Raw genomic sequence first — 20,258 nt, 5'->3', positions numbered from 1 at the left:
CTCCTAAATTATAATTCAGGAGCTTGTTTTTTAAAGTTTTGCCGGTATTTAGCCGGGGTCGTATTAGTTAACTTTTTGAAAGCATTATAAAATGTAGATTGAGAATTATATCCGCATTGCTCAGCGATACCTTCCATATTTAAATTTTTATCAGATAACAACAAGTGTTTTGCTGCGGTAATTCGGTACTCATTAATGAAAATACTGAATGATTTCGCGAGGTTATCATTCAACAGTTGCGACAAAGTAGCTGCCGGTATGTGGAGTTTTTTCGCGAGCATCGGCAAGGTTAAATTTGCATTGCAATAGAGTTGCTCGGTTTCCATGGTATGCAAAAGTTTATTGGTGAGTTCATTCGCTGATGCCGCAGCAATTTTCTTATTCACGTAGCTATTACTTTGTCGCTGTTTTAAATGCGCTATGACGAGTATCACCGAGAGATACAATACAAATGAAAAAGATAATGCGCCGGCAATGTATGAGGTGTAGGAAGAAGTAAAATAACTCAGCCATATTAGCGACACGCCGATGAAACTGCTGAGCAGTATTATTTCATTGTGATTAAGTGAGTGTTGTTTGGCGCGGATCTTGGTAAAAAGTGGGTAAATCTGAATGCCTGCCAATACGATATAGGCCAGCCAAAGCCAGTTAATGGCCTTATAAAATATTGCCCCCCACAGTTCTGGGTAGCTTTCATACGGAAAACGACTACCAAATACTATTAAGGTGATGAGAATTCCCGCTAAGTGCAAGTACCACTTAACTTTCATTTCGTTAAGCTGACCAAAAAATGCCCGACAATATAAGTACAACAAAGGCCCAATAAATAAGCAGGCAGATAAACCTAGCTGTAAAAAAATCTTTGCTAATTCAGGGTTAAAGTAAAACCAAACTGACTTCGCTATTCTTACACTTAACATGAATAGCATAGCCGCTAAAAACTGATTAGAAACCTTAAAAGGCTTTTGTGCCATCAAATAGAAAGCGAGCAAAAAACCATTAAATGCCCCGATGGCGCTAAAGAAAAAAAGTAGTTGTTGGCTAATATTCATTGTCATTAGGCAAAATGTTAAGTGTATTTATCTTAAGATAAAATTCAAAATGAGTGAACTTAAATCTGTAGATAAATACTGGCGGTGTTACTAGTTATTTATTAGATGTTACATTTATAAAAATCTATTTAGTGGTTGAAGTGAAAAATTAGGTTAGTATGAAAAAGCTTTATAATAAGGATAGTTATGAAAATTAATATAATAAAAAAAGTAGCGTTAACGGCAATATTAATATCGGCACCATTACTGCAAGCTAATGCAGCGAATGAAAAAGACTATGATGAAATATTAGCAAGGTACGTTGAAACCACCGGACCAGGTGTTGCAGTTATTGTCACGAAAAATGGCGACACGCTTTATAAACAGGCACGAGGCTTAGCTAACATTGAATTACAAGTACCGATCAAAACCGATACCGTATTTCGCTTAGGCTCAATTACCAAGCAATTTACTGGTGCAGCTATCATGATGTTGGTAGAGCAAGGGAAATTGTCTTTATCAGATGACCTACATAAATATGTTCCTGATTTTCCCACTGAAGGCAATAAAGTCACTATTAAGCACTTATTAACTCATACGTCAGGCATTGCAAACTATACGCAAGATGCAAAAATCATGGCAAAGGAGTCTAAAACACCAACAACATTAGACGCTATGATCAAGCGCTTCGCCGAACATCCAATGGCATTAAAAGTTGGGGAAGCGAATCGTTACTCAAATACTGCTTATGTACTACTCGGAAAAATTATTGAAGTAGCTAGCGGCAAAACTTATGCAGAATTTATTGAACAAGATATTTTTGCCAAATTAGGCATGAAAAACAGTCGTTTCGGTGGCTTGCAAATTATTCCTAATCGAGCCAGTGGTTATTCTCAAAGTGAAAATGGTTATGTTAATGCCGAGTATCTAGACATGATGTGGCCACATGCTGCTGGGTCGTTGCTATCGACGGTTGATGATTTAAATATATGGTTTAAAGCATTACGCAATGGCGAGCTTATTTCTAAAAAAGGCTATCAGCTGATGACCTCAGCGGTAAAATTAAATGACGGCAGTATGTCAAATTATGGCTTTGGTTTAGGAATGTTTAAGTTTAATAAATATGATGGAATAGGGCATGGTGGCGGTATTCATGGCTTTGTCACTAATGCTTTATACATTCCATCGGAAGATCTTTACGTTGCGGTCTTAAATAATTACGACTCAGGTAATCCTGGCGAAATAGCAAGAATGCTAGCGGCAGTTGCCCTTGAAATTCCTTTACCTAGCTTTAAAAGCATTTCATTAAGTAAAGCGCAACTTCAACCGTTAATGGGTGACTATATGTTGCCATCAGGAGATATTCGTAAAATCTTTATGGAGGATGGTAAAGTTTATTCTGTGCGTGGCGAAGGGCGAAAATGGCAAATTTTCCCTATGTCAGATAATGGTTTTTATTATGATGGCAGCTTGAGTTATTTCACCATTGATGAAAACACTCAAGGCCAACAAGTGATGAATTTTTATAGCAATCTATCTGAAACACCGGAAACTGCCGTTAAGCAATAATTGCTGGTTTAACACCACTAACACCGTTATCAACCCTTGTTGATAACGGTGTTTTACTTTCTGAGCAACCCTAAGCTAATTACCCTGAGTTCAGATTAATGATAATTTGCACAGGCGTTAAATTTAAAGTCTTGGCAAAGTGTTAGAAATCTTTATTTACATTTAAGCAAAATCAAATATTTGCGCAAGGTGTGTTGGTGATGTATAACACTATAGTGATAGAAAAGTAATCAAAGGGAACAATAATGCCAACACAATGGGATCCAGACACTCCGATCTATATTCAGTTGTACCAGCAGGTGGTCACACGAATTCTAGACGGTTACATCACCGAGGGCGAACCGCTACCTTCTGTGAGAAAGGTTGCAGCGGAATACCAATTAAATCCAATTACTATTTCTAAGGCGTATCAGATGCTACAGGATGAGAACATTGTAGAAAAACAACGTGGTAAAGGTTTGTTTGTAAAACATGGTGTGCAAGACACTATTTTAAATCGTGAGCGAGAAAACTTCTTATCTGCACAGTGGCCCAAAATTCTTGAGCAAATTAACCGTTTGAAATTATCAACGGAAGACTTATTGCAACCGATAACGGAGACGAAATAATGACAACATTAATCTCTATTAATGGCTTAACCAAAACCTATGGCAGCAAAAAAGTGGTGTCAGACGTAAATTTAACCGTAAAAACGGGGCAAATATTAGGTTTAGTTGGGCCAAATGGCGCTGGCAAAACCACTTGTTTACAATCGATATTAGGCTTGTCAAATTTTAGTGGTGATATAGATGTATTGGGTTATAACCCGCGTACACAACGTGCTGAAATGCTTAATGAGGTTGCCTATATTTCAGATGTTGCGGTATTGCCTAAGTGGCTTAAAGTTGAACAAGCGCTAACTTATATGGCTGATGTTCATAAAAACTTTAATCGCGAAAAAGCCGAAGGTTTCTTAGCAAAAACTAATATAGATATGGCATCGAAAATAAAAACCCTATCGAAGGGGATGATAACGCAATTACATTTAGCGCTTATTTTGGCCATAGATGCAAAAGTACTAGTATTAGATGAGCCAACTTTAGGGCTAGATATTCTTACTCGCCATCAATTTTATAACCATCTGCTGGAAGATTTTTACTCGGAAGAGAAGTGCATCATAGTCACCACGCATCAAATTGAAGAGATAGAACATATTTTGACTGACGTGGCCTTTATACAAAATGGCCAACTGGTGTTGAATGAAAGTGTTGATGCAATGCGTGAGCGCTTTAAATTATTGGCTGTTACTAATGAGCATTTAAGCCAAGCAAAAGAACTAAAGCCAATACATACCAATAGCTTAATGGGTTTAACCACTATGTTGTTTGATCGTTTGAGTAGTGATGAATTGAAACCTTTGGGCAGTATCAGCTCTCCAAGCTTAGCTGATATTTTCATTGGGGTAATGACCAAGGAGGCAGTGTAATGAATATTTCATTATTAACTATGAGCGTTAAAAAGGAAGTATGGGAATTTAATAAACTGCTGTTTTGGGTGCCGGTGATCATTATTGCCATGATGGTGGCAGCCCCGTTACTGCAAATGGTTTTAATTGAAGAGTATCAATGGCGTGGTTTGCTTGATTTCTTAGCGCAATTACAACATCAAACAATAGATGAAGGGCTTACGCGCGTTTCATTTGCCGCTATTCAAGGTTTATTTATGCCGTTTATGGTCGTAGCCTTACTGATACAGCTTTATTATTTTTTAGTGTGTTTATTTGATGAGCGACGAGATTTATCTATCTACTTTTGGCGCTCAATGCCAATCTCTGATGCCGTTACAATAGGCACTAAGTTGTTCACTGGCGCAGTTATTATTCCTGGAATATTTATGCTTGCCGCAACATTTACCCTGTTTATTGCCGCAATATTAGCCTTTATTTTCTGTATCGTGCTTTCTGCAGGCTTTGATATTTCGTTATGGCATATTTGGGGCGGTTTAGATATTTTCAGTAATGTCGCGTTAGTTTGGCTAAGCTTAGTGCCATTTGTTTTATGGTTATTTCCACTTTTTGCTTGGTTAATGTTGATGTCGATGTTTGCCAATAAAGCTCCATTTCTATGGGCGGTGTTACCCGTTATTATGCTAGTTTTGGTGGAAGCTTTTGTCGTGCATTATTTTGACTTAAACTCATCATTCTTTATTCAAATATTAACGGATTATTTTGGTATTAATAACGATACGCTGCGCGATAATTTTACTCATGAAGGCGCGATGCGCTTAATGCCAATTAAAGTGCTGATGTCGAAAGTCAGTATTATTGCTATTGCTGGGGGAGCGGGCTTAATGTATTTAACGTATTGGTTACGTGCGAATAGAAGCCACGGTTAAGAACCCATAAATATAAGCCAAGTTAAAGCACTTTAATCAGTGCTTTACATTGGCTTATATGTCCAATTTAGATAAGAAAAGGGAAATAGGAATACGATGAAATATTACCTATGGTTTGTTGGTTGCATTATTTCGGCCGGGATATCTGCAGCCGAAACAACATTAACGGAAAAAATGCAGCGACTTGATACTGACTTATTTAATGCCTTTAACCTTTGTGCTGATGAGCAACAGCTGGCTATACATGCGAGCTATTTTTCAGCTGATGTAGAGTTTTATCATGATAATGGTGGTGTCACTTGGGATCGTGACTCCATGATTGCTAATACTAAAAAACATGCATGTGGCAATTATACTCGTCAGCTTGACAAAGAGTCTTTCCGCGCTCATCCCATCAAAAATTTTGGCGCTATTACCGAGGGAGTGCATACTTTTTGTCAAAGCAAAATTGAATATGCTAGCGATAAAAACAAAAACGATAAAAAGCTATGTGACGGCAAGGCTGATTTCGTTATGGTTTGGCGTCAAAATGACGGAAAATGGCAGGTAACGCGAGTACTGAGCTATGGCCATAGAGAAAATAAATAGCAGCTTTGCATTTTATCGGTTTAGTCATTATTAAAATTGGGTGCTGTTATTTGGCAGCACCCAATATATAGCTTTCGCGAAGGCTAGCCGTTGGATACTAGCGATGGGTTAGGAGTTAGCTGAGTAGATAGTTTATGACTTTTTAACAACTCTATCGCTAAGGCAATAAACCAAATTATTTGGCTTAAACCAAATATCTCAGTAAATACCTCTGCTGGATAGATAGTCATAACGCCTGCTCCGCCAACAAATATGCCTAGTAAGTTCAGGGCTCTAGAAAATTCACTGGTTTTTATTGCTGCGATACTTAATATCAATACCCATAAGCCACCAACAATTTCATTGCCGCCGCCAATGCCTTCAACAACGGTATCAATGACTAACCATATCATCCATGCTTGCTCTGGTTTTGTCGCGGCCATGCCAATCACTACATCTAAACCAATATTGGCAAGCATACCGCTGGTGATGACGAGAGCCACCCAAATATAGCCAAACACAGCGGCTAACTTTGCTAAGCGCTCAGCCTTCGGAGTTAGATGTTCTTGTATCGACTGCACGATAATTGCTAATAGCACACCGAATAATAGATATAACAGCACATGCACCATAAAAAGGCTGGTGTGATTATCACTGAGATAGCTAAGCTTTGTTATTATGCTGCCATGGCTTGGAAAGTCCCAAATAGCCCCGAAGAATATAAAAGCTCCAATATATAAACTGGCTTCCACTAATGCTGATATTGCTGCCCACTTATGTAAATTATTCACGTTTACCTCTTTTATATCGTTATTATAAAATTTAACTAAAGCATGCAAATGTATGAGTCGATTGTCGTCCGAGACTATAAGCACGGACACATTATTATGTTTTATTTCAATTAGAAGCCGTACAATGAAATGTATAAATAGAATGTTATTAGTTATGCGAAGAGGCTTAATTTGTTTGAAATGCTAGCGATAGCCATCACGATGATGACACTTGGGCAAATACTATTTTCGTTTCCACAACTACTGGCTAAATATAGTGAAAGCAAGGCTTATTTACCGTTGGCATTATTTCTACTGGCGAACGGTGTGATTGCGTTGGGGCCGATAATTTTTTCGGCGCTACCGGAATTTTACGACTTATATATTGCCTTAATTTTTCCCGCTTTTCTGGCATTAGCTCCTTTGCTATGGCTATATGTTGAGGCTATTACCTCGATGAGAGCTTGGTGTTGGCATCGTAAACACCTCATCGATATTATGCCGATTGTTTTAGGGGTAATAACCACAAGCTTACTGATCAGTTTATCTGCAGAGCAAATGGCGATGATTTTTGCGAAAGACAGCGATATTGAACAAGGATACTTGTTGGTGGTTGTGCTCTTTATGTTTTCATCAATGTTGGTGTGGTTATTACAGTCAGCGTGCTATTTACAGCGCATTATTCGGCGATTATTAAATTATCGCATTAAACTAAAGCAGCACTTTGCCAATCATGAACAAAGAGATTTGGCTTGGTTAAGCTGGGTATTATTTATTGTTGTGATGATCTGGTGCTTAGCCTTTTCAGGCTTAATGCTCACCTTACTTAGGGATATTGATTTATTTAGTTATTGGTTTGGTGCTTTATTACTACTGATACTTGTCTGGACCATGGCATATTGGGGCTTACGGCAAAAACCAGGCTTTACTGAACAGTACCTTACTCAAACCTTGCCGGCAGGTGACTCAGAGCGAATAACGACAGTTGAGCATAAAAAATATCAACGTTCAGCATTAGCACAAGAGCAGGCGCAGCGCATTGCCGAAAAGCTGACTGCAAGTATGGTTCAAGAAAAGTTATATTTAGATGCCAATATTTCACTGCATAAATTGGCAAAGCATTTAACTATTTCCGCAAATTATATTTCTCAAACTCTTAATCAATCATTAGGTTATAGCTTTTTTGATTTTATTAATCATTGGCGTGTTGAAGAGGCGAAAACACTGCTGGTAACATCAAGTGCGAGTGTTTTAGATATATCTTTACAGGTTGGTTTTAATGCTCGTTCTTCGTTTTATAAAGTTTTTAAAAAACAAACCGGTATGACACCAAGTGAGTATAGAAAAAGTCATACTCACTCAGCTATTTAAGGTGCAGTATTAACTTATCGCAAGTTCCAATATCTCACGGCTTTGCGTTAAAGTAATGGCCTGATGCTCACCTAGTTTAACCATGTTATGAGCTTCAAGTTGCGTGATAACATCATCAATGGCTTTTGCCTTATCGCTGCCATGTTCAGTTAATTGCGTTGCAACATTTAGGCTATGATAAAACGCTTCAATAGCCGCAATAGTGCGCTCAGCCATGTCGTCGCCAGCAGCTAAAGCAAAAACATTTTTCCCAAGCTGTTCTAGTTTGTCTTTTTTCACTGCCAATTGATTGCGTAAAAGTGAAGGTTGAACTATCGCTAATGAACGGGCGTGATCAACACCATAAAGTGCCGTTAACTCATGACCAATCATATGTGTCGCCCAATCGTGCGGTACGCCAGCACCAATTAAACCATTTAGCGCTTGGTTGGCTGTCCACATTAAGTTTTCACGCCATTGCAGTGTTTCACGCTGATCATATTGCTCAGCCAATACTATTAAATTCTTCAATAACGCTTCTGCATAGCCGTCTTGTACCATAGCACCGGTTGGGAGTGTTAAGTATTGCTCACAAATATGTACCCAAGCATCAACTAAACCGTTAATCAGTTGGCGTTCTGGTAAGGTTTTCATGGCATCGGCATCAAGTACTGCGAACTTAGGTTGTACAGCTGGCGAAAAGAACGGTAGTTTATCTTGGCTTTCAGCACGAGTGATCACTGAGGCTGCATTTGATTCTGAACCGGTTGCAGGCAGCGTAAGCACTGCGCCTATAGCAACAGCTTCTTTTACTGTGTGCTTGCCTAATAAAATATCCCAACCAGCACCGTCGTAGTAGGCTGCTGCGGCAACATATTTGGCACCGTCGATCACCGAACCACCGCCAACAGCAAGTATGTAGTCAATTTTTTCGGCTTTAACAATTTTAACGGCTTTATCAAGTGTTTCCATGGTTGGATTTGGTTCAACACCAGAGAATTCAAGCCAAGTGTGGTTAGTTAGTGCGGTTTGTACTTGTTGGTAAACACCATTTTTTTTGATTGAACCGCCGCCGTAAATAACCAGTACTTTACTGTCAGCGGGAATCGCGTCACTAATGCTGGCAATTTTACCTTGGCCAAAATGGATTTGAGTTGGATTAACGTATGAAAATTCCATGAATTACCTCACATAATAATTGGGTCGTTAAAGCATAATTGCTTTTATGTGTTGCATATTACTCTGAATATTGGTTATCAAATAGCGAATTAGTCGATATTTATTGCCTATTTGTGTAAAATCAATAAATCTTCAATTTTTTAGGTGCTAGATGAATTATGCAAACTTTGGCGCAGCTTATGCAATCTTATGCCGACTTAAAGTCTTTGAATGACTTAAATGGTTCTTTTCGTACTGTGATTCCTGGTGTGAAGTTTTACCGCGGCAGTGATAGTAGTGATCGCCAACCTTTGCTTTATCAATCTGGCATTATTGTTATGGGGCAAGGGCGAAAAACAATATATATTGCTGATAATAGTGTGCAATATGGCCCTGGTGACTACTTAGTGCTTGGTGTGCCTATGCCACTCGAGTGTGAGGCATTTGCCGATAACAATTTACCGATTTTAGGTTTAGCCATTGATGTTGATTCTCACACTTTGCACAAATTAGTGAATCAAATTACCGAGCAGAAAAAGCAGATAGCACTCGAAGGCAGCGTTGACCGAAGTAAGCTAGATTTTGGCGTTAAGTCGAACACCTTAAATGAGAGTTTTAATATGGCGGTAATGCGCTTATTATCGGTGTTACATAGCGATGCTGAGGCTGCCATTTTAGGACCAGCCATTGTTGAAGAAATTGTTTATCGAGCATTGGTAGGCAAAGATGGCCATATTCTTTTTGATTTAGCGCATCACGATGGCCATTATGCACGCATTGCACGGGTATTAGATACCTTACACAAACAATACGCAGAAACCATATCAGTAGAACATTTAGCTGAGCAAGCACATATGAGTGTTTCAGGCTTTCACAAAGCCTTTCGTCAGGTCACCAAAGAAACGCCGTTGCAATATTTAAAGAAAATTCGCTTAAACAAAGCAAAAGACTTGCTGACGTCTGATGGCATGCAGGCTACCGAAGCCGCGATGCGTGTTGGCTATACTAGCCCATCACAATTTAGCCGGGAATTTAAACGTCATTTTAATGCTACGCCTAAATCTTTAGTGTGAAGTTTGTTGCTATAGCTTGCTAACATAGAATAAAGAAACTCTAGCTGTGTTGCTTCTATTTGTTGTTTTGCTTGTTGATAAACATGCTGTGCTGCAACAAGTTTTCCTTGTTGATGTAGCACATAGGCGAGGTGAAGCTTGTTTGAATTGGTGCCGATTGGGCTTTGTGTGATTTGATTTAGTTCAATCGCTTTGTTAAATGCTATTGTGGACTCCACCAGTAAATTTTGTGCCAAATAGTTTAAACCTCGAGCCTCAGCAATACTCGCTTTAGTATACCATTCTGGTTGGTTTGTGATTGCCGAGCTAGCTTGGTTAAAAAACTGCTCAGCTTGTTGCCATGATTTTTGTTGCGAGGCAATGCGGCCTTTAATTAAATAGAGCTCCGCTTTATTTTTCTGGCTAATGTTATCAATTTTTTCCGTCTGTTTAATCAGTGTTTGTGCTTGTGGGTATTGTTTATTCCACAGGTATAATTTGCTGAGGTAGATGCTGGCAATGACTGAGTTTGGGTTTAAGGCCAAGTAGCTTTCAAAAAAGCTAATAGAAGAATGCCAATCTTTTTCGTAATTTATCATGGCTTGCGCAAACAGTGCGTCACTGAATTCTTTTGCTGGTTCGTCAGCATTACGTTGCAGTGGGTGTTGGGTAAATTCGGCAACCTTTTGTGCGAGTTCTGCCAGCGCGGATTTAATGTCGGTATTTAAAATTATCCCTTGTTTTACATCGTTTTTAACATGAAATTTATAGACTAATTTGTAGTCAGAAATATTGCCGTGTAACTCACTTTCAATAATCAGCGTGGCCCCTGTGGTGGTAAATAGCTTGGTGGTTTCTGCAGAGGTAAAATTTCTGCTCAACCCCGCGGTTCGCATAAGTTGCGGAATGCGGATACCGTCATGAATATAAATAGTACTCGGCAGCGCTTTTAGTTTCGCGATAAGTTGTTCCATGCCGCCAAGGTAAACCCAATCATGTTCGCCGTAGGCAATTTTATGTTTTACCGGCAACACAATAATGTTTTGTTTAAACGCTGTGACCGCCTCTGATGTTGAAATGTCAGGGATATGGCTATCACTATTAAACATTTGCGCTAACACGAGCAATAACAAACATAAAACCGTTAAGGCAATGGCGAACCTACGCCAATATAGTTGAAAAACTGTTGAGGAGTTTGCGTCAGGGTTGTTACTTTTAGCGTTTGAGTTCTCATCTATAGGCAAAGGATTTAGTGCCGCTGTGAAAGCATAGCCTTTACGAGGGTGATTTTGAATTATATTGCTGTCGGCAAATAGCTGACGAATTTCTCTTATCGACTGAAAAATTACTCCATCATCAACATTAACATCGTCCCAAATTACCTCGAGCAGTTCATTTTTAGAAATAATTTGTCCGCTTCTCTCAGCTAAATACATTAATACTGCCAATGTTTTAGGGCGAATATGATGGCTGACATCAGCATCTGACAATGTACGGGTTTGTAAATTTAAAACATAATGATTAATTTGATAAAGCATTCGATAGCATAAGGTGAATTTTTAGTTATTAATTCAATATTATGCGGACAATCATTATGAATTAATAGCGCAATTTTTCTTGCTTAGCTAATGGGCAGCATCAAATATTGCTGATTGATAACTGCCGCTTTTGTTAAGCCTGTGCTACATCTTCACCTTGGCTTTGGCAATAAGTGCGTAGGTAAATTCATTATTAAGTTTTACGCTACCGTTGCGCACGGTCTGTGCTGTATTAGAGTAGTGATCAAATACTTGCTCACCGTCTGCGTATAGCTCGTATACTGAAATTGTTTTAGCACCAATAGGTAAATCTTTTGCCACCAGTATTGAAGGGCTGCCGCTAAGTTCACGTTTGAAAATATAAGGTGTTTGGCTTAATTGTTTATGGGTACCTGAGCCAACGGCATCATAGTGTTGTCGAAAACTGCCAAGCTTTTGCCAATGTGCCGATATCGCTTGAGTTTTTGGTGTTTTGAGATCCTGCCAATTCATCGGGGTGCGCATATTAGCGTCACCATAGGAATTTTCTGCATACATAGGTCGAGCGAGTTCATCACCGTAATAAATTTGCACGCCACCAGGGGCAAGCATTAATTTAAAGGCCGTTTCAAAAGGTTGGCTACGTTCGCGGTCGTATGAATTTTGATCATCATGAGAACCGATGTAACTAAGAACACCTTTGCCACTAAGTTCGTTATTCAACGCTTTTGAGTAGCTTGAGAATGTTTGTTCAATAGGCTTTCCAGCATCGGCAACAAATCCCATATTGATTAACGCATCAAAACCGTATTCAAAGAAGTTCACTTGCTTGTCACCATAGTCATAAGAGATACCGTCGTCTGCGGTATTTCCATAACCGTTTATACCCCAATGATATACTTCACCCACCATATAAAATGGCAAGTCATCTTGCACTTGTTGTGGGTTGTTTTGTTTCCAGGTTTTTAAGGCAAATTCACTTTCTTTTTTCAGTGCTGCCCAAATTTCAGCTTCAACATGTTTTGCAGTGTCCACTCGAAAGCCATCAACGCCGTAGTCGCGTACCCAATCGGTTAGCCATTTTACTATGTAATATTTTGGTGCTCGTGGGTACTTTGTGCGCTCGAAAAAGCGATCTAGTTCGGCCAGTTCTTGTTTTAAGCGGCCTTCTGTTTGCCATTTTTTGATAAGTTGTGGGGGTAATTCAACCTCAGCTTCTGATTCTGTTTTAATGTCAGTCAGTGAAGTTGCTAACGCACATTGGGTGTTTTCTTGATAATTGTGCCATTGGCAAATGGGTGTCGTTCTTATCCAACTGTCTGGCCAAGCCCAGTCTGCTTGCGTTTTTGGGCCGGTATGATTAATGATGACATCAAGCAATACTTTAATACCTTGTTGATGAGCTGTTTCGATCATCTGCTTTAAATCGTTTTCATCACCAAAATTTGCATCAACGGCAGTCCAGTCTTTTGGCCAGTAGCCATGATAAGAATAGGTCAGCCCATCGGAGTCGTCATAACCATGAACTTGTTCAATCAAAGGGGTCATCCAAATGGCGTCAACCCCTAAGCGGTTGAAGTAACCTTGCTCAATTTTCTCTGTGATACCTTTAATATCACCACCTTCGAAGCCCCGTAATTTTGCTGTTTCTTTTGTACGATTGTAGGCCTGATCGTTGCTTGGGTCAGCGTTGTTAAAACGGTCAGTTAACATGAAATAGACGGTGGCATTTTGCCAAAATAGCGCGGTTTTTGTTTGTGCACCGACCGAAAAACTGCTTAGAAAAAGAGCTAAAACTGATAATGAGGCTAAGACTTTTGCTGTGTGTTGCAATGACATAATGTTCAAAATCCAGAGTGATTAAAAGTGATCTGTTTTTACACTCGATTGCCAAAAAAACTAACTTAAAACTTCTTAATAAATCTTAAACTCATGATTTTAAATGTAATTGTTCGAGGTCTTTATTCTGATTGCAAGTAAAAAATAATTCAGTGAAGTAAACGAGTTAGTTGCTATAACAGCCTTATATTTATTATTTGAGAATTTAACGGCATTTTTAACGCAACATTTAAATTAAGTAACAGCATAAAGTTGTTACTGAGTTTGAGATAGAAATTTACCTCTAAGTTTTGTCATTAACATTCCACATAGCACAATAACAATTGCACCTGAAAGCACCGGTGTGAGCAAAAAGCTCCAGCTTTGCCCTGTGAGCATAATGAGTAGTGGATTCGCCCCTGCTGGCGGGTGAGTTGTTTTGCTCAATAGCATGGCACTGACGCCAAGTCCTGTCGCTAACGCTAATGTTATAGGGGTTACACTAAAATTTGTTAGAAAAATTAATCCGATAAAGGCAGTTAATAAATGCCCCAATATTACATTTTTAGGCTGCGCCAATGGGCTATCTGGCACACCAAAAACCAGTACTGCGCTTGCACCAAATGGTGCCATGATCCATATGTGCTGAAGCTGGGCATTATCTAAAAATGCAAGAATAACGATAGCCAATGCACTGCCAACACCCGCGTATAGCGCAGTAAATATATTGTTCATTGTTAACTTTTACCTCATCATTTTATAAGTAGAACAAGTTGTCTACTTATCTATGGTAGACAGAGTGTTCTACATGTGTCAAGGTATCGATGCATTTAGTGAGGAAAAGCATGAGTGATAAGCAACAATTATTAATAAACACTGCCTTAGATTTATTTTATAAGAATGGCATCAACTCGGTTGGTATAAATGAAGTATTGAAAGTTTCAGGTGTCGCTAAGAAAACACTTTATCGTTATTTTGACAGTAAAGACGCGTTGATCATTGCGACGCTTGAGCAGAGACATAATATTTTTATTACTTGGCTAGAATCATCGGTAGAAAATTCAGTTGATAATAAAGAGTTCATAAAAAAACTATTTAGCGCTTTAACGCGGTGGTTTAATAATCAAGTACCGGCATTGATTGACTTTAGAGGCTGTTATTTTATTAATACTGCAGCAGAATTTACTTATAAAAATGAAAGTATTTCCTATTTTTGTCAACAACATAAAGAAAATGTACGAATGATGCTTAAGACGCAAATGCCGATTTTTGAGCAATCATTATTTGAATTGATTTGTATGTTGAAAGAAGGGGCGATTACATCGGCTTATATTAGCCAAGATTTAGACGCTGCGGAAAAATGCACTGGTTGGGCATTAGCTTATATAGACGGCTAAAACCTCTCTGCTTAGTGATTACTGAGCAAGATAAGTATTGAAAATTAAAGTGAAGTAGACAATATGATGAAACTAAAATTAGCGATATTACTAACGGGTATTTATTTATCGTTAAACGGGTGGGCAGGTAACCTATACAGCGAGTTCCCTGAACAAATTGATGCCAATGACCATTACGTATTTTACTCTCATGGTTTAATTGTTGAAGGGGATAATCCAACACCTGTACACGGCCGCTGGGGAAAATATGACTTTCCTGCGGTTAAACAGGCCTTGCAAGATGATGCGTATAACCTTATTGCTTACCACCGACCAAAAGCTACAAAGCCAAGAGAATTTGCCATTAGGTTAGCGGCTGATATAGATAAGTTAGTTAAACAAGGTGTGCCTTATAAAAATATAACCGTATTAGGCTTTTCACGTGGCGGTGAGATAACGGCGCTCACATCGAACATTGTCGCGTCGAATGACATGAATACTATTATTCTAGCTGCCTGTGCTGGCCTGCTAAAAGCGGATACTAGCATCAAACTTTATGGCAATGTTTATTCTATTTATGAAACCTCAGATGGTGTTGGTTCGTGTCAATTTATTATCGATAGAAGCCCCAATGTGCAACATTTTTCAGAACTAGCAATTTCTACTGGCCTTGAACATGGTGCGTTTTATCGGCCGATGCCACAATGGGTTGAACCGTTGAAAAGTTGGCTGAAAAATACCACGATAAAGTGAGTTAATATAAGTAGAATTATGCAGGTAAATAATAAAAAGGACGCTAATATCAGCGTCCTTTTGTGTATTTAAATCATTAAATACTATGGAAAGGTGATCAGGGGATTGCCTTTAGAAAAGAAAAAACCACCGCCGTTGTCTGCACCCAAATTGCTTTGACAGCGATTAACGTATCGATCGCCACGGTTGCCTCTATAGCCAACACCCATCCACTTTGATGTTGGGCGGTAACAAATTTCGCGGCTTATGCCATCTTCCCAAGTCACCATAACTGCATCACCTGAATTCCCTAGGCTAGTGTCAATAACTTGATAACGTGCATTGCTGAAACCAAAGTTATCTTCAATACTCAAATCACTATTGATTTTACATTGGTTATCAACCACAAACCCCATCACGGTGCGGTTGTTAAAGTGTGTTCTACAAACCGTTAATTCACCCTGCTGAGTTGTTGCTACATAAGGTGTTAACGCTGCTGTAGGAAACACCCAAGCGTTATCTTCGGGAAATTGATAAATATACTGCTGCATGGCGTTATCACTGTTGTGCAACCAGCGGTTACCATTGTCACCAAGTATTTCGGCTTGCTCACAATGTTGGCCGTCGAAGCTGTAACCTACGTTGTCATTATGTGAGCACAGCTGTACTACTTTATCGTTATCGTGAAAGAAGTTAATATTTTCGCCCGGCATTGCTGCGTCAGCGCGGATAACTTGATATTCATCGCTATGAAAGTTGTACTGGCCATTTAAACGATTATTAGCACCAATTTCACATTGATTAAGCTCGTTGATTAAACCGTAGTGCGCTTTATCATTTGCTTCAAAGCGACAAACGGTTTTTTCACCAGTACTGGTGGGTAACTTAAATGTTAATTGTGCTGATGAAGGTGTAACCCAAATGTCGTCGGTTCTTAAGCTATATTCCCACATGACTTTCGGGCTATTACTGTTGTAGCCGAAATACCAATTTTTCCCGTTAGCTTTGATTACGCCACGGTCGTGTTGCATACATTGGCCTGCGTAAGTACTAAAGCCTACACCAGCAACATCGGCTTCTGCGCGATAACATACTTCAAGATCTAGTGGCTCAGGAAACCAGCTACTTTGCTTAACGGTAATTTTAACGGCTTCAATTTTGTGTTTAGCATTTGCATCAACCACTTGGTATTGAGATGAGCCAAAACCTTGTTTACCTTGCCAAACATTATTGGCACCGATAGTACACTTGCCATCATTAACATAACCTAAAAGTTGTGTGCCTAAAATGCTCATACGACAAATAGCACTTTCACCATGGTCAAAATTAACCGTTAAAGGTGTAATGTCTGCTGATGGTAGAACCCAGCCTTCGTTTTCTGGTAATTGATCTAGGGTGTCACGTGACTGTGTTAGATATTGATTGCCACTTGAAAAGCCCCATCCTTTGCCATTGCTTGCCGTCATATTAGAAACACACTTGCGTCCTCTAATAAAACCAACTCCTGTCCAAGGGTCGTCATTGCGGTAACAAATTTGAAGATGCTCACCAGTTTCAGGCAAAGTGATCATTACTTTATCGTCTACTTGGCTAATCGTATTACGGTTAAAGGTTAGGAAGCTTTCAGAGCTCAAGCCTGCAATACCGTTATAACTGTTTAGCTCGCCAATCGTACAAGTATTATTTTCAACAAAACCAAGTAACGATGTTGTTGATAAATCTTTTTTCACTGCATGAAAATAACATAAGGTTTTTGCATCACCATTAATGTCGACACTAAACGCGTCACTACTATTGGTATTGCCTGTGATGGCACCATCAAACAGAGGTAGAGCGTCAACTAATGCTGCTCGTGCTTGTTCATGCTGTACTTGCTCTGCGGCAAATTTAGCCGGTGTTGGATCTGAAAATACAGAAATGTTAATAGGTAATACTAGTGGCTTAGGGCTGGTTTGATCAAAATAATCAATTTGAGTTAATGGCAGTGAACCGGTATAGGTTCCTACGGTTAATTGTGGGTTATCTTCTAGAGTTACACTAATGCGTAAATTGGCGTCAAACGATTGCTGATGCCTTGTTGAACAACCGGCAGCATCTTCCATTGGTTTCCATTCACAGCCCGGGTAGTGTTTGTCTCCCCATGCTTGCACGACCAGAGTTTCACCATTTTCTGCTGTTACCGGGAAACTAAAGCGGGTTTTACTTCCAACATTTAATACTGGCGCTGTTGGCCCAACAACGTCAGTCGCAGCATCAACTATAATGCCTGAGCTAATATTCTCGCTCATGTCTGGAATGAAAAATGTTGATGAACCTAGTTCTATTGCTCCGGTGTCTTGCGTTTGATAGCTTAAATTCGCCATAAACTCTTGATCAGTTAAACGGGCATTAAACAAAATTTTATCGTGACTGTTTTTAGCTAGGTCAAACTTGACTTTGTTATCTTCGATGCGGGTTTCACTGAGGGCAATTTTAGCATCATCGTAAACAACATTTATCCAGTCGATACCAGTAAATTCAGCATCGGCTTGCTGATACAATGTTAAGCCTTCAGCCTCATCAAAATGCAAAAAGAAATCCATATCGTGGCTAGTCGGTTCATCGCCTGATGCAACACGGTTGACGGTACCGTTTGCAATAAGCTTTTGCATTTCTGCACGTACCGGATTATCCCAGCCGTATGCCATACCTGAATCATGATTGAAGCCCATGGTGTGGCCATACTCGTGGCTAAATGTGCCGTAATGTGAAGTATAAATATAATCGGTAACGGTAAATGAGCGATCTAAAGTATAGGCTGCTAGTGCTAACCAACTACTACTGGCCAAGCCTGCGGCTTTGTGGGCTTTACGGTAATTTTTTGGAATATCATAGGTGGCTGTTTTATGCCACTTTGATAATGTTGAGCTTTTTGACTCGTCTCGTTCAGACCAAAAATAATTTTGGTAATAGTCATAAGTTTCAGCACGAGCATAAAACTTCATCATATTACGTTGAATATCAGCGTAAACGTCAACCCAAATGTCTTTTTCAACACTTTCATTAAAGCCATTGGCATTCGGTGAAAAAACGCCATAGGGTTCTAAACGAGTCAGTGTTGTTTCTGCTGATAACGCAAAATCGGTTAATGCAACCGTGACTGTTGTACGTGGTTGAATCACTTGCTTTATCGTGACACCTGTACCATCAACAATAACGTTCAAGTCGCTAAACAAACGTACGGTGTTATTGCGAATTACCAGTTCACCATTGTTATTTACCGCTAGGGTAATATCTTTAACATTAGATGGGCCACGCAAATCAGCAAGAATCGCTTCTTCAGCGATAAGACTATATGGCGTTGCTAATAATGTGGTTGGAGTAAGGTTTGGTGTTGCTATTTTCCGTTCAATAAATTCTGCTTGTACTGATAAAGCTAGTGGTGCAAGTATTGCTGCAGTAATTAATAAACGGCTTAGTTTTTTTTCAGTCCTAATACGCATATGGACATCCTTCTGATAGGTAAAAAAGTGAGTTTGGTTGTTCTGTGGGGGCTTTTTTACTTAACGAACACGACCTTATAGCATTTGCTAAAGTGGTGATCCAGTGACTAACGTTTGTTCGGATGTTTATTGCACAATTGTATTGTTTTTGTAACATCTATGTTACAGGTGTAACTAAAAAGGTGATTGGGAATATTTTTTAAGCGTAGAGTAGGTAGTTGTTATAAAAGATGTTTAATATCTAGTTTCTAACTGAATGGCTGTAGTCGCAAGGTAGCTAAAATATGACATTATGTTACTACAGCTGATTCTTTAACATTTTAGTCTTGCAATGCCTCCATATCTGCAATGATCTCTTCAAGCTTTTTAAACTCGCGACCGTAAATCGGCTTCATGTCTAATTGGTAAATAGCACTGGCAAAATACGACAGCAAAAAGGCAATAAATAATACGCCGCCACTAAAAACAATTGGCACGCCAAATAATACAGGTATGTTTGGAAAATCCACTTGAAAGCCATGAATAATTGATAGGCCTATTTCTGAAAAGCCAAATTGCGCGATACAAGCTAGAAACAGAGCTGGGTATACAAACTGATATATTCGTGTGTAATGTGCAATGAGGTTTTTTAACCAAGTATCAAATGATTTAATGTACTGATAACTGCTAACATTTTTATCCATACGTTCTAATTCAGCTAGTTGATTTTTACCAAGCCAGACTATGGCAAGTAATATAGCTGCAATAAACATTGCCAAAATGGGCATACCAAATGCACTCATTACCACTAATACTGCGAATGCACCAATGGCGATACCAATATTATTCCAGCGGAATGTTTGTTGTAACTTATCAACGACATTTTGAGATTTTTGATTGTATAAATCATTAATCTTTGGTGCAATTAATGCCTTGTCGTCGATAAAACCTTGTTGCCAAATAGCTTCGATTGATTGCTTCATTGATTAGCTCTCCATGTTAAGTATTTTGTTTAAACGTTGCTTTATTCTGGTTATTCTGACGCCGATATTATTTACGTTAGAGCCAATAATATCGGCAATTTCTGAATAACTTTTCTCTTCCAAGTAAAGCAAAATTAAGGCTCTATCTGTTTCTGATAAATGACGAATAGCGTCATATAGCAAGTTGATAGCGTCATCGGAAAATGCTTGACTGTCAGCCACTACCTCGTCGGGTAAAGTGTCAGAAGCAAATTGCTGATGTTGACTATCTTTCTTTTTTAAGTAAGTTAAACAAACATTTAAGGAGATCTTATAAATCCATGTTGACCACTGTGAATTTTCTTTAAAGTTGTTACGGCTGCGCCAAATTTGCAAGCATACTTCTTGATAATAATCTTCAAAATCATCCTGAGAATTGGTATATGCCCGACAGATTTTAATGATAATACCAGCGTAAGGCAGTATGAATGCCGTATAAAAGTCACTTCCCATGTTGTTTAG

18 protein-coding genes are annotated in these 20,258 nt (G+C 39.0%); 9 read left to right on the top strand and 9 right to left on the bottom strand.

The features are described 5' to 3' along the window. Positions 1-8 precede the first annotated feature (8 nt). The gene (locus tag AC27JP_RS17825) at positions 9-1,058 is read right to left on the bottom strand and encodes an AraC family transcriptional regulator (RefSeq protein ID WP_487117279.1); all 1,050 of its coding nucleotides are present in this window, start codon (positions 1,056-1,058) and stop codon (positions 9-11) included. 180 nt (positions 1,059-1,238) lie between these two features. Here AC27JP_RS17825 and AC27JP_RS17820 point away from each other — a divergent pair, with 180 nt between their 5' ends. The 5 genes from AC27JP_RS17820 to AC27JP_RS17800 all read left to right on the top strand — a co-directional run bounded on the left by AC27JP_RS17820 (position 1,239) and on the right by AC27JP_RS17800 (position 5,561). Then, a complete protein-coding gene (locus tag AC27JP_RS17820) occupies positions 1,239-2,600 on the top strand; it encodes a serine hydrolase domain-containing protein (RefSeq protein ID WP_487117278.1) in 1,362 nt (453 codons plus the stop codon). Positions 2,601-2,845: 245 nt separating this feature from the next. Further along, positions 2,846-3,208 carry a GntR family transcriptional regulator gene (locus AC27JP_RS17815; protein WP_487117277.1) on the top strand — a complete coding sequence of 121 codons (363 nt, stop codon included), beginning with the start codon at positions 2,846-2,848 and terminating at the stop codon, positions 3,206-3,208. Next, the gene (locus tag AC27JP_RS17810) at positions 3,208-4,065 is read left to right on the top strand and encodes an ABC transporter ATP-binding protein (protein ID WP_487117276.1); all 858 of its coding nucleotides are present in this window, start codon (positions 3,208-3,210) and stop codon (positions 4,063-4,065) included. Before AC27JP_RS17815 ends, AC27JP_RS17810 begins: the two co-directional genes overlap by 1 nt. Continuing rightward, complete coding sequence (locus AC27JP_RS17805) at positions 4,065-4,973, top strand: hypothetical protein (RefSeq protein ID WP_487117275.1); 909 nt, start codon at positions 4,065-4,067, stop codon at positions 4,971-4,973. The genes AC27JP_RS17810 and AC27JP_RS17805 overlap by 1 nt, the downstream gene beginning before the upstream one ends. Positions 4,974-5,069: 96 nt before the next feature. Continuing rightward, positions 5,070-5,561: a nuclear transport factor 2 family protein gene (locus tag AC27JP_RS17800; protein ID WP_487117274.1), complete on the top strand. Its 492-nt coding sequence runs from the start codon at positions 5,070-5,072 to the stop codon at positions 5,559-5,561. Between the two features lie 83 nt (positions 5,562-5,644). On the opposite strand, the gene AC27JP_RS17795 is transcribed toward AC27JP_RS17800, so the two are convergent. Next, the gene (locus AC27JP_RS17795; RefSeq protein ID WP_487117273.1) at positions 5,645-6,331 is read right to left on the bottom strand and encodes a hypothetical protein; all 687 of its coding nucleotides are present in this window, start codon (positions 6,329-6,331) and stop codon (positions 5,645-5,647) included. Between the two features lie 180 nt (positions 6,332-6,511). On the opposite strand from AC27JP_RS17795, the gene AC27JP_RS17790 reads away from it, so the two are divergent. Then, positions 6,512-7,681 (top strand): helix-turn-helix transcriptional regulator, encoded by a 1,170-nt coding sequence (locus tag AC27JP_RS17790; RefSeq protein ID WP_487117405.1) that lies wholly within the window; start codon positions 6,512-6,514, stop codon positions 7,679-7,681. A gap of 9 nt (positions 7,682-7,690) precedes the next feature. Here the strand turns inward: AC27JP_RS17790 and AC27JP_RS17785 are convergent, their stop codons facing one another. Then, positions 7,691-8,839: an iron-containing alcohol dehydrogenase gene (locus tag AC27JP_RS17785; RefSeq protein ID WP_487117272.1), complete on the bottom strand. Its 1,149-nt coding sequence runs from the start codon at positions 8,837-8,839 to the stop codon at positions 7,691-7,693. A 158-nt stretch (positions 8,840-8,997) separates the two neighbouring features. Here AC27JP_RS17785 and AC27JP_RS17780 point away from each other — a divergent pair, with 158 nt between their 5' ends. After that, complete coding sequence (locus AC27JP_RS17780) at positions 8,998-9,891, top strand: AraC family transcriptional regulator (protein WP_487117271.1); 894 nt, start codon at positions 8,998-9,000, stop codon at positions 9,889-9,891. On the opposite strand, the gene AC27JP_RS17775 is transcribed toward AC27JP_RS17780, so the two are convergent. From AC27JP_RS17775 to AC27JP_RS17765, 3 genes are all read right to left on the bottom strand, one after another. Beyond that, on the bottom strand, positions 9,858-11,408 hold the full coding sequence (locus AC27JP_RS17775; RefSeq protein ID WP_487117270.1) for a winged helix-turn-helix domain-containing protein: 1,551 nt from the start codon (positions 11,406-11,408) through the stop codon (positions 9,858-9,860). The two genes, AC27JP_RS17780 and AC27JP_RS17775, sit on opposite strands and share 34 nt — an antisense overlap. Positions 11,409-11,552: 144 nt before the next feature. Beyond that, positions 11,553-13,226: an alpha-amylase family glycosyl hydrolase gene (locus tag AC27JP_RS17770; protein WP_487117269.1), complete on the bottom strand. Its 1,674-nt coding sequence runs from the start codon at positions 13,224-13,226 to the stop codon at positions 11,553-11,555. 255 nt (positions 13,227-13,481) lie between these two features. Beyond that, positions 13,482-13,940, bottom strand: a complete 459-nt coding sequence (locus AC27JP_RS17765; RefSeq protein ID WP_487117268.1) for an HPP family protein — start codon at positions 13,938-13,940, stop codon at positions 13,482-13,484. Between the two features lie 110 nt (positions 13,941-14,050). Here AC27JP_RS17765 and AC27JP_RS17760 point away from each other — a divergent pair, with 110 nt between their 5' ends. Both AC27JP_RS17760 and AC27JP_RS17755 read left to right on the top strand, forming a co-directional pair. Beyond that, complete coding sequence (locus AC27JP_RS17760) at positions 14,051-14,602, top strand: TetR/AcrR family transcriptional regulator (RefSeq protein WP_487117267.1); 552 nt, start codon at positions 14,051-14,053, stop codon at positions 14,600-14,602. Between the two features lie 63 nt (positions 14,603-14,665). Further along, positions 14,666-15,334: an alpha/beta hydrolase gene (locus AC27JP_RS17755; protein ID WP_487117266.1), complete on the top strand. Its 669-nt coding sequence runs from the start codon at positions 14,666-14,668 to the stop codon at positions 15,332-15,334. An 83-nt stretch (positions 15,335-15,417) separates the two neighbouring features. Here the strand turns inward: AC27JP_RS17755 and AC27JP_RS17750 are convergent, their stop codons facing one another. The 3 genes from AC27JP_RS17750 to AC27JP_RS17740 form a co-directional block, all read right to left on the bottom strand. After that, complete coding sequence (locus tag AC27JP_RS17750) at positions 15,418-18,795, bottom strand: hypothetical protein (protein ID WP_487117265.1); 3,378 nt, start codon at positions 18,793-18,795, stop codon at positions 15,418-15,420. A gap of 320 nt (positions 18,796-19,115) precedes the next feature. After that, positions 19,116-19,757: a hypothetical protein gene (locus AC27JP_RS17745; RefSeq protein WP_487117264.1), complete on the bottom strand. Its 642-nt coding sequence runs from the start codon at positions 19,755-19,757 to the stop codon at positions 19,116-19,118. Between the two features lie 3 nt (positions 19,758-19,760). Continuing rightward, positions 19,761-20,249 (bottom strand): RNA polymerase sigma factor, encoded by a 489-nt coding sequence (locus AC27JP_RS17740; RefSeq protein WP_487117263.1) that lies wholly within the window; start codon positions 20,247-20,249, stop codon positions 19,761-19,763. Positions 20,250-20,258: the final 9 nt, after the last annotated feature.

Source organism: Colwellia sp. SU-HH01172, assembly GCF_057553355.1.
The sequence above is the reverse complement of the archived record's forward strand: the minus strand, read 5'-3'. Positions and strand labels throughout refer to the sequence as shown.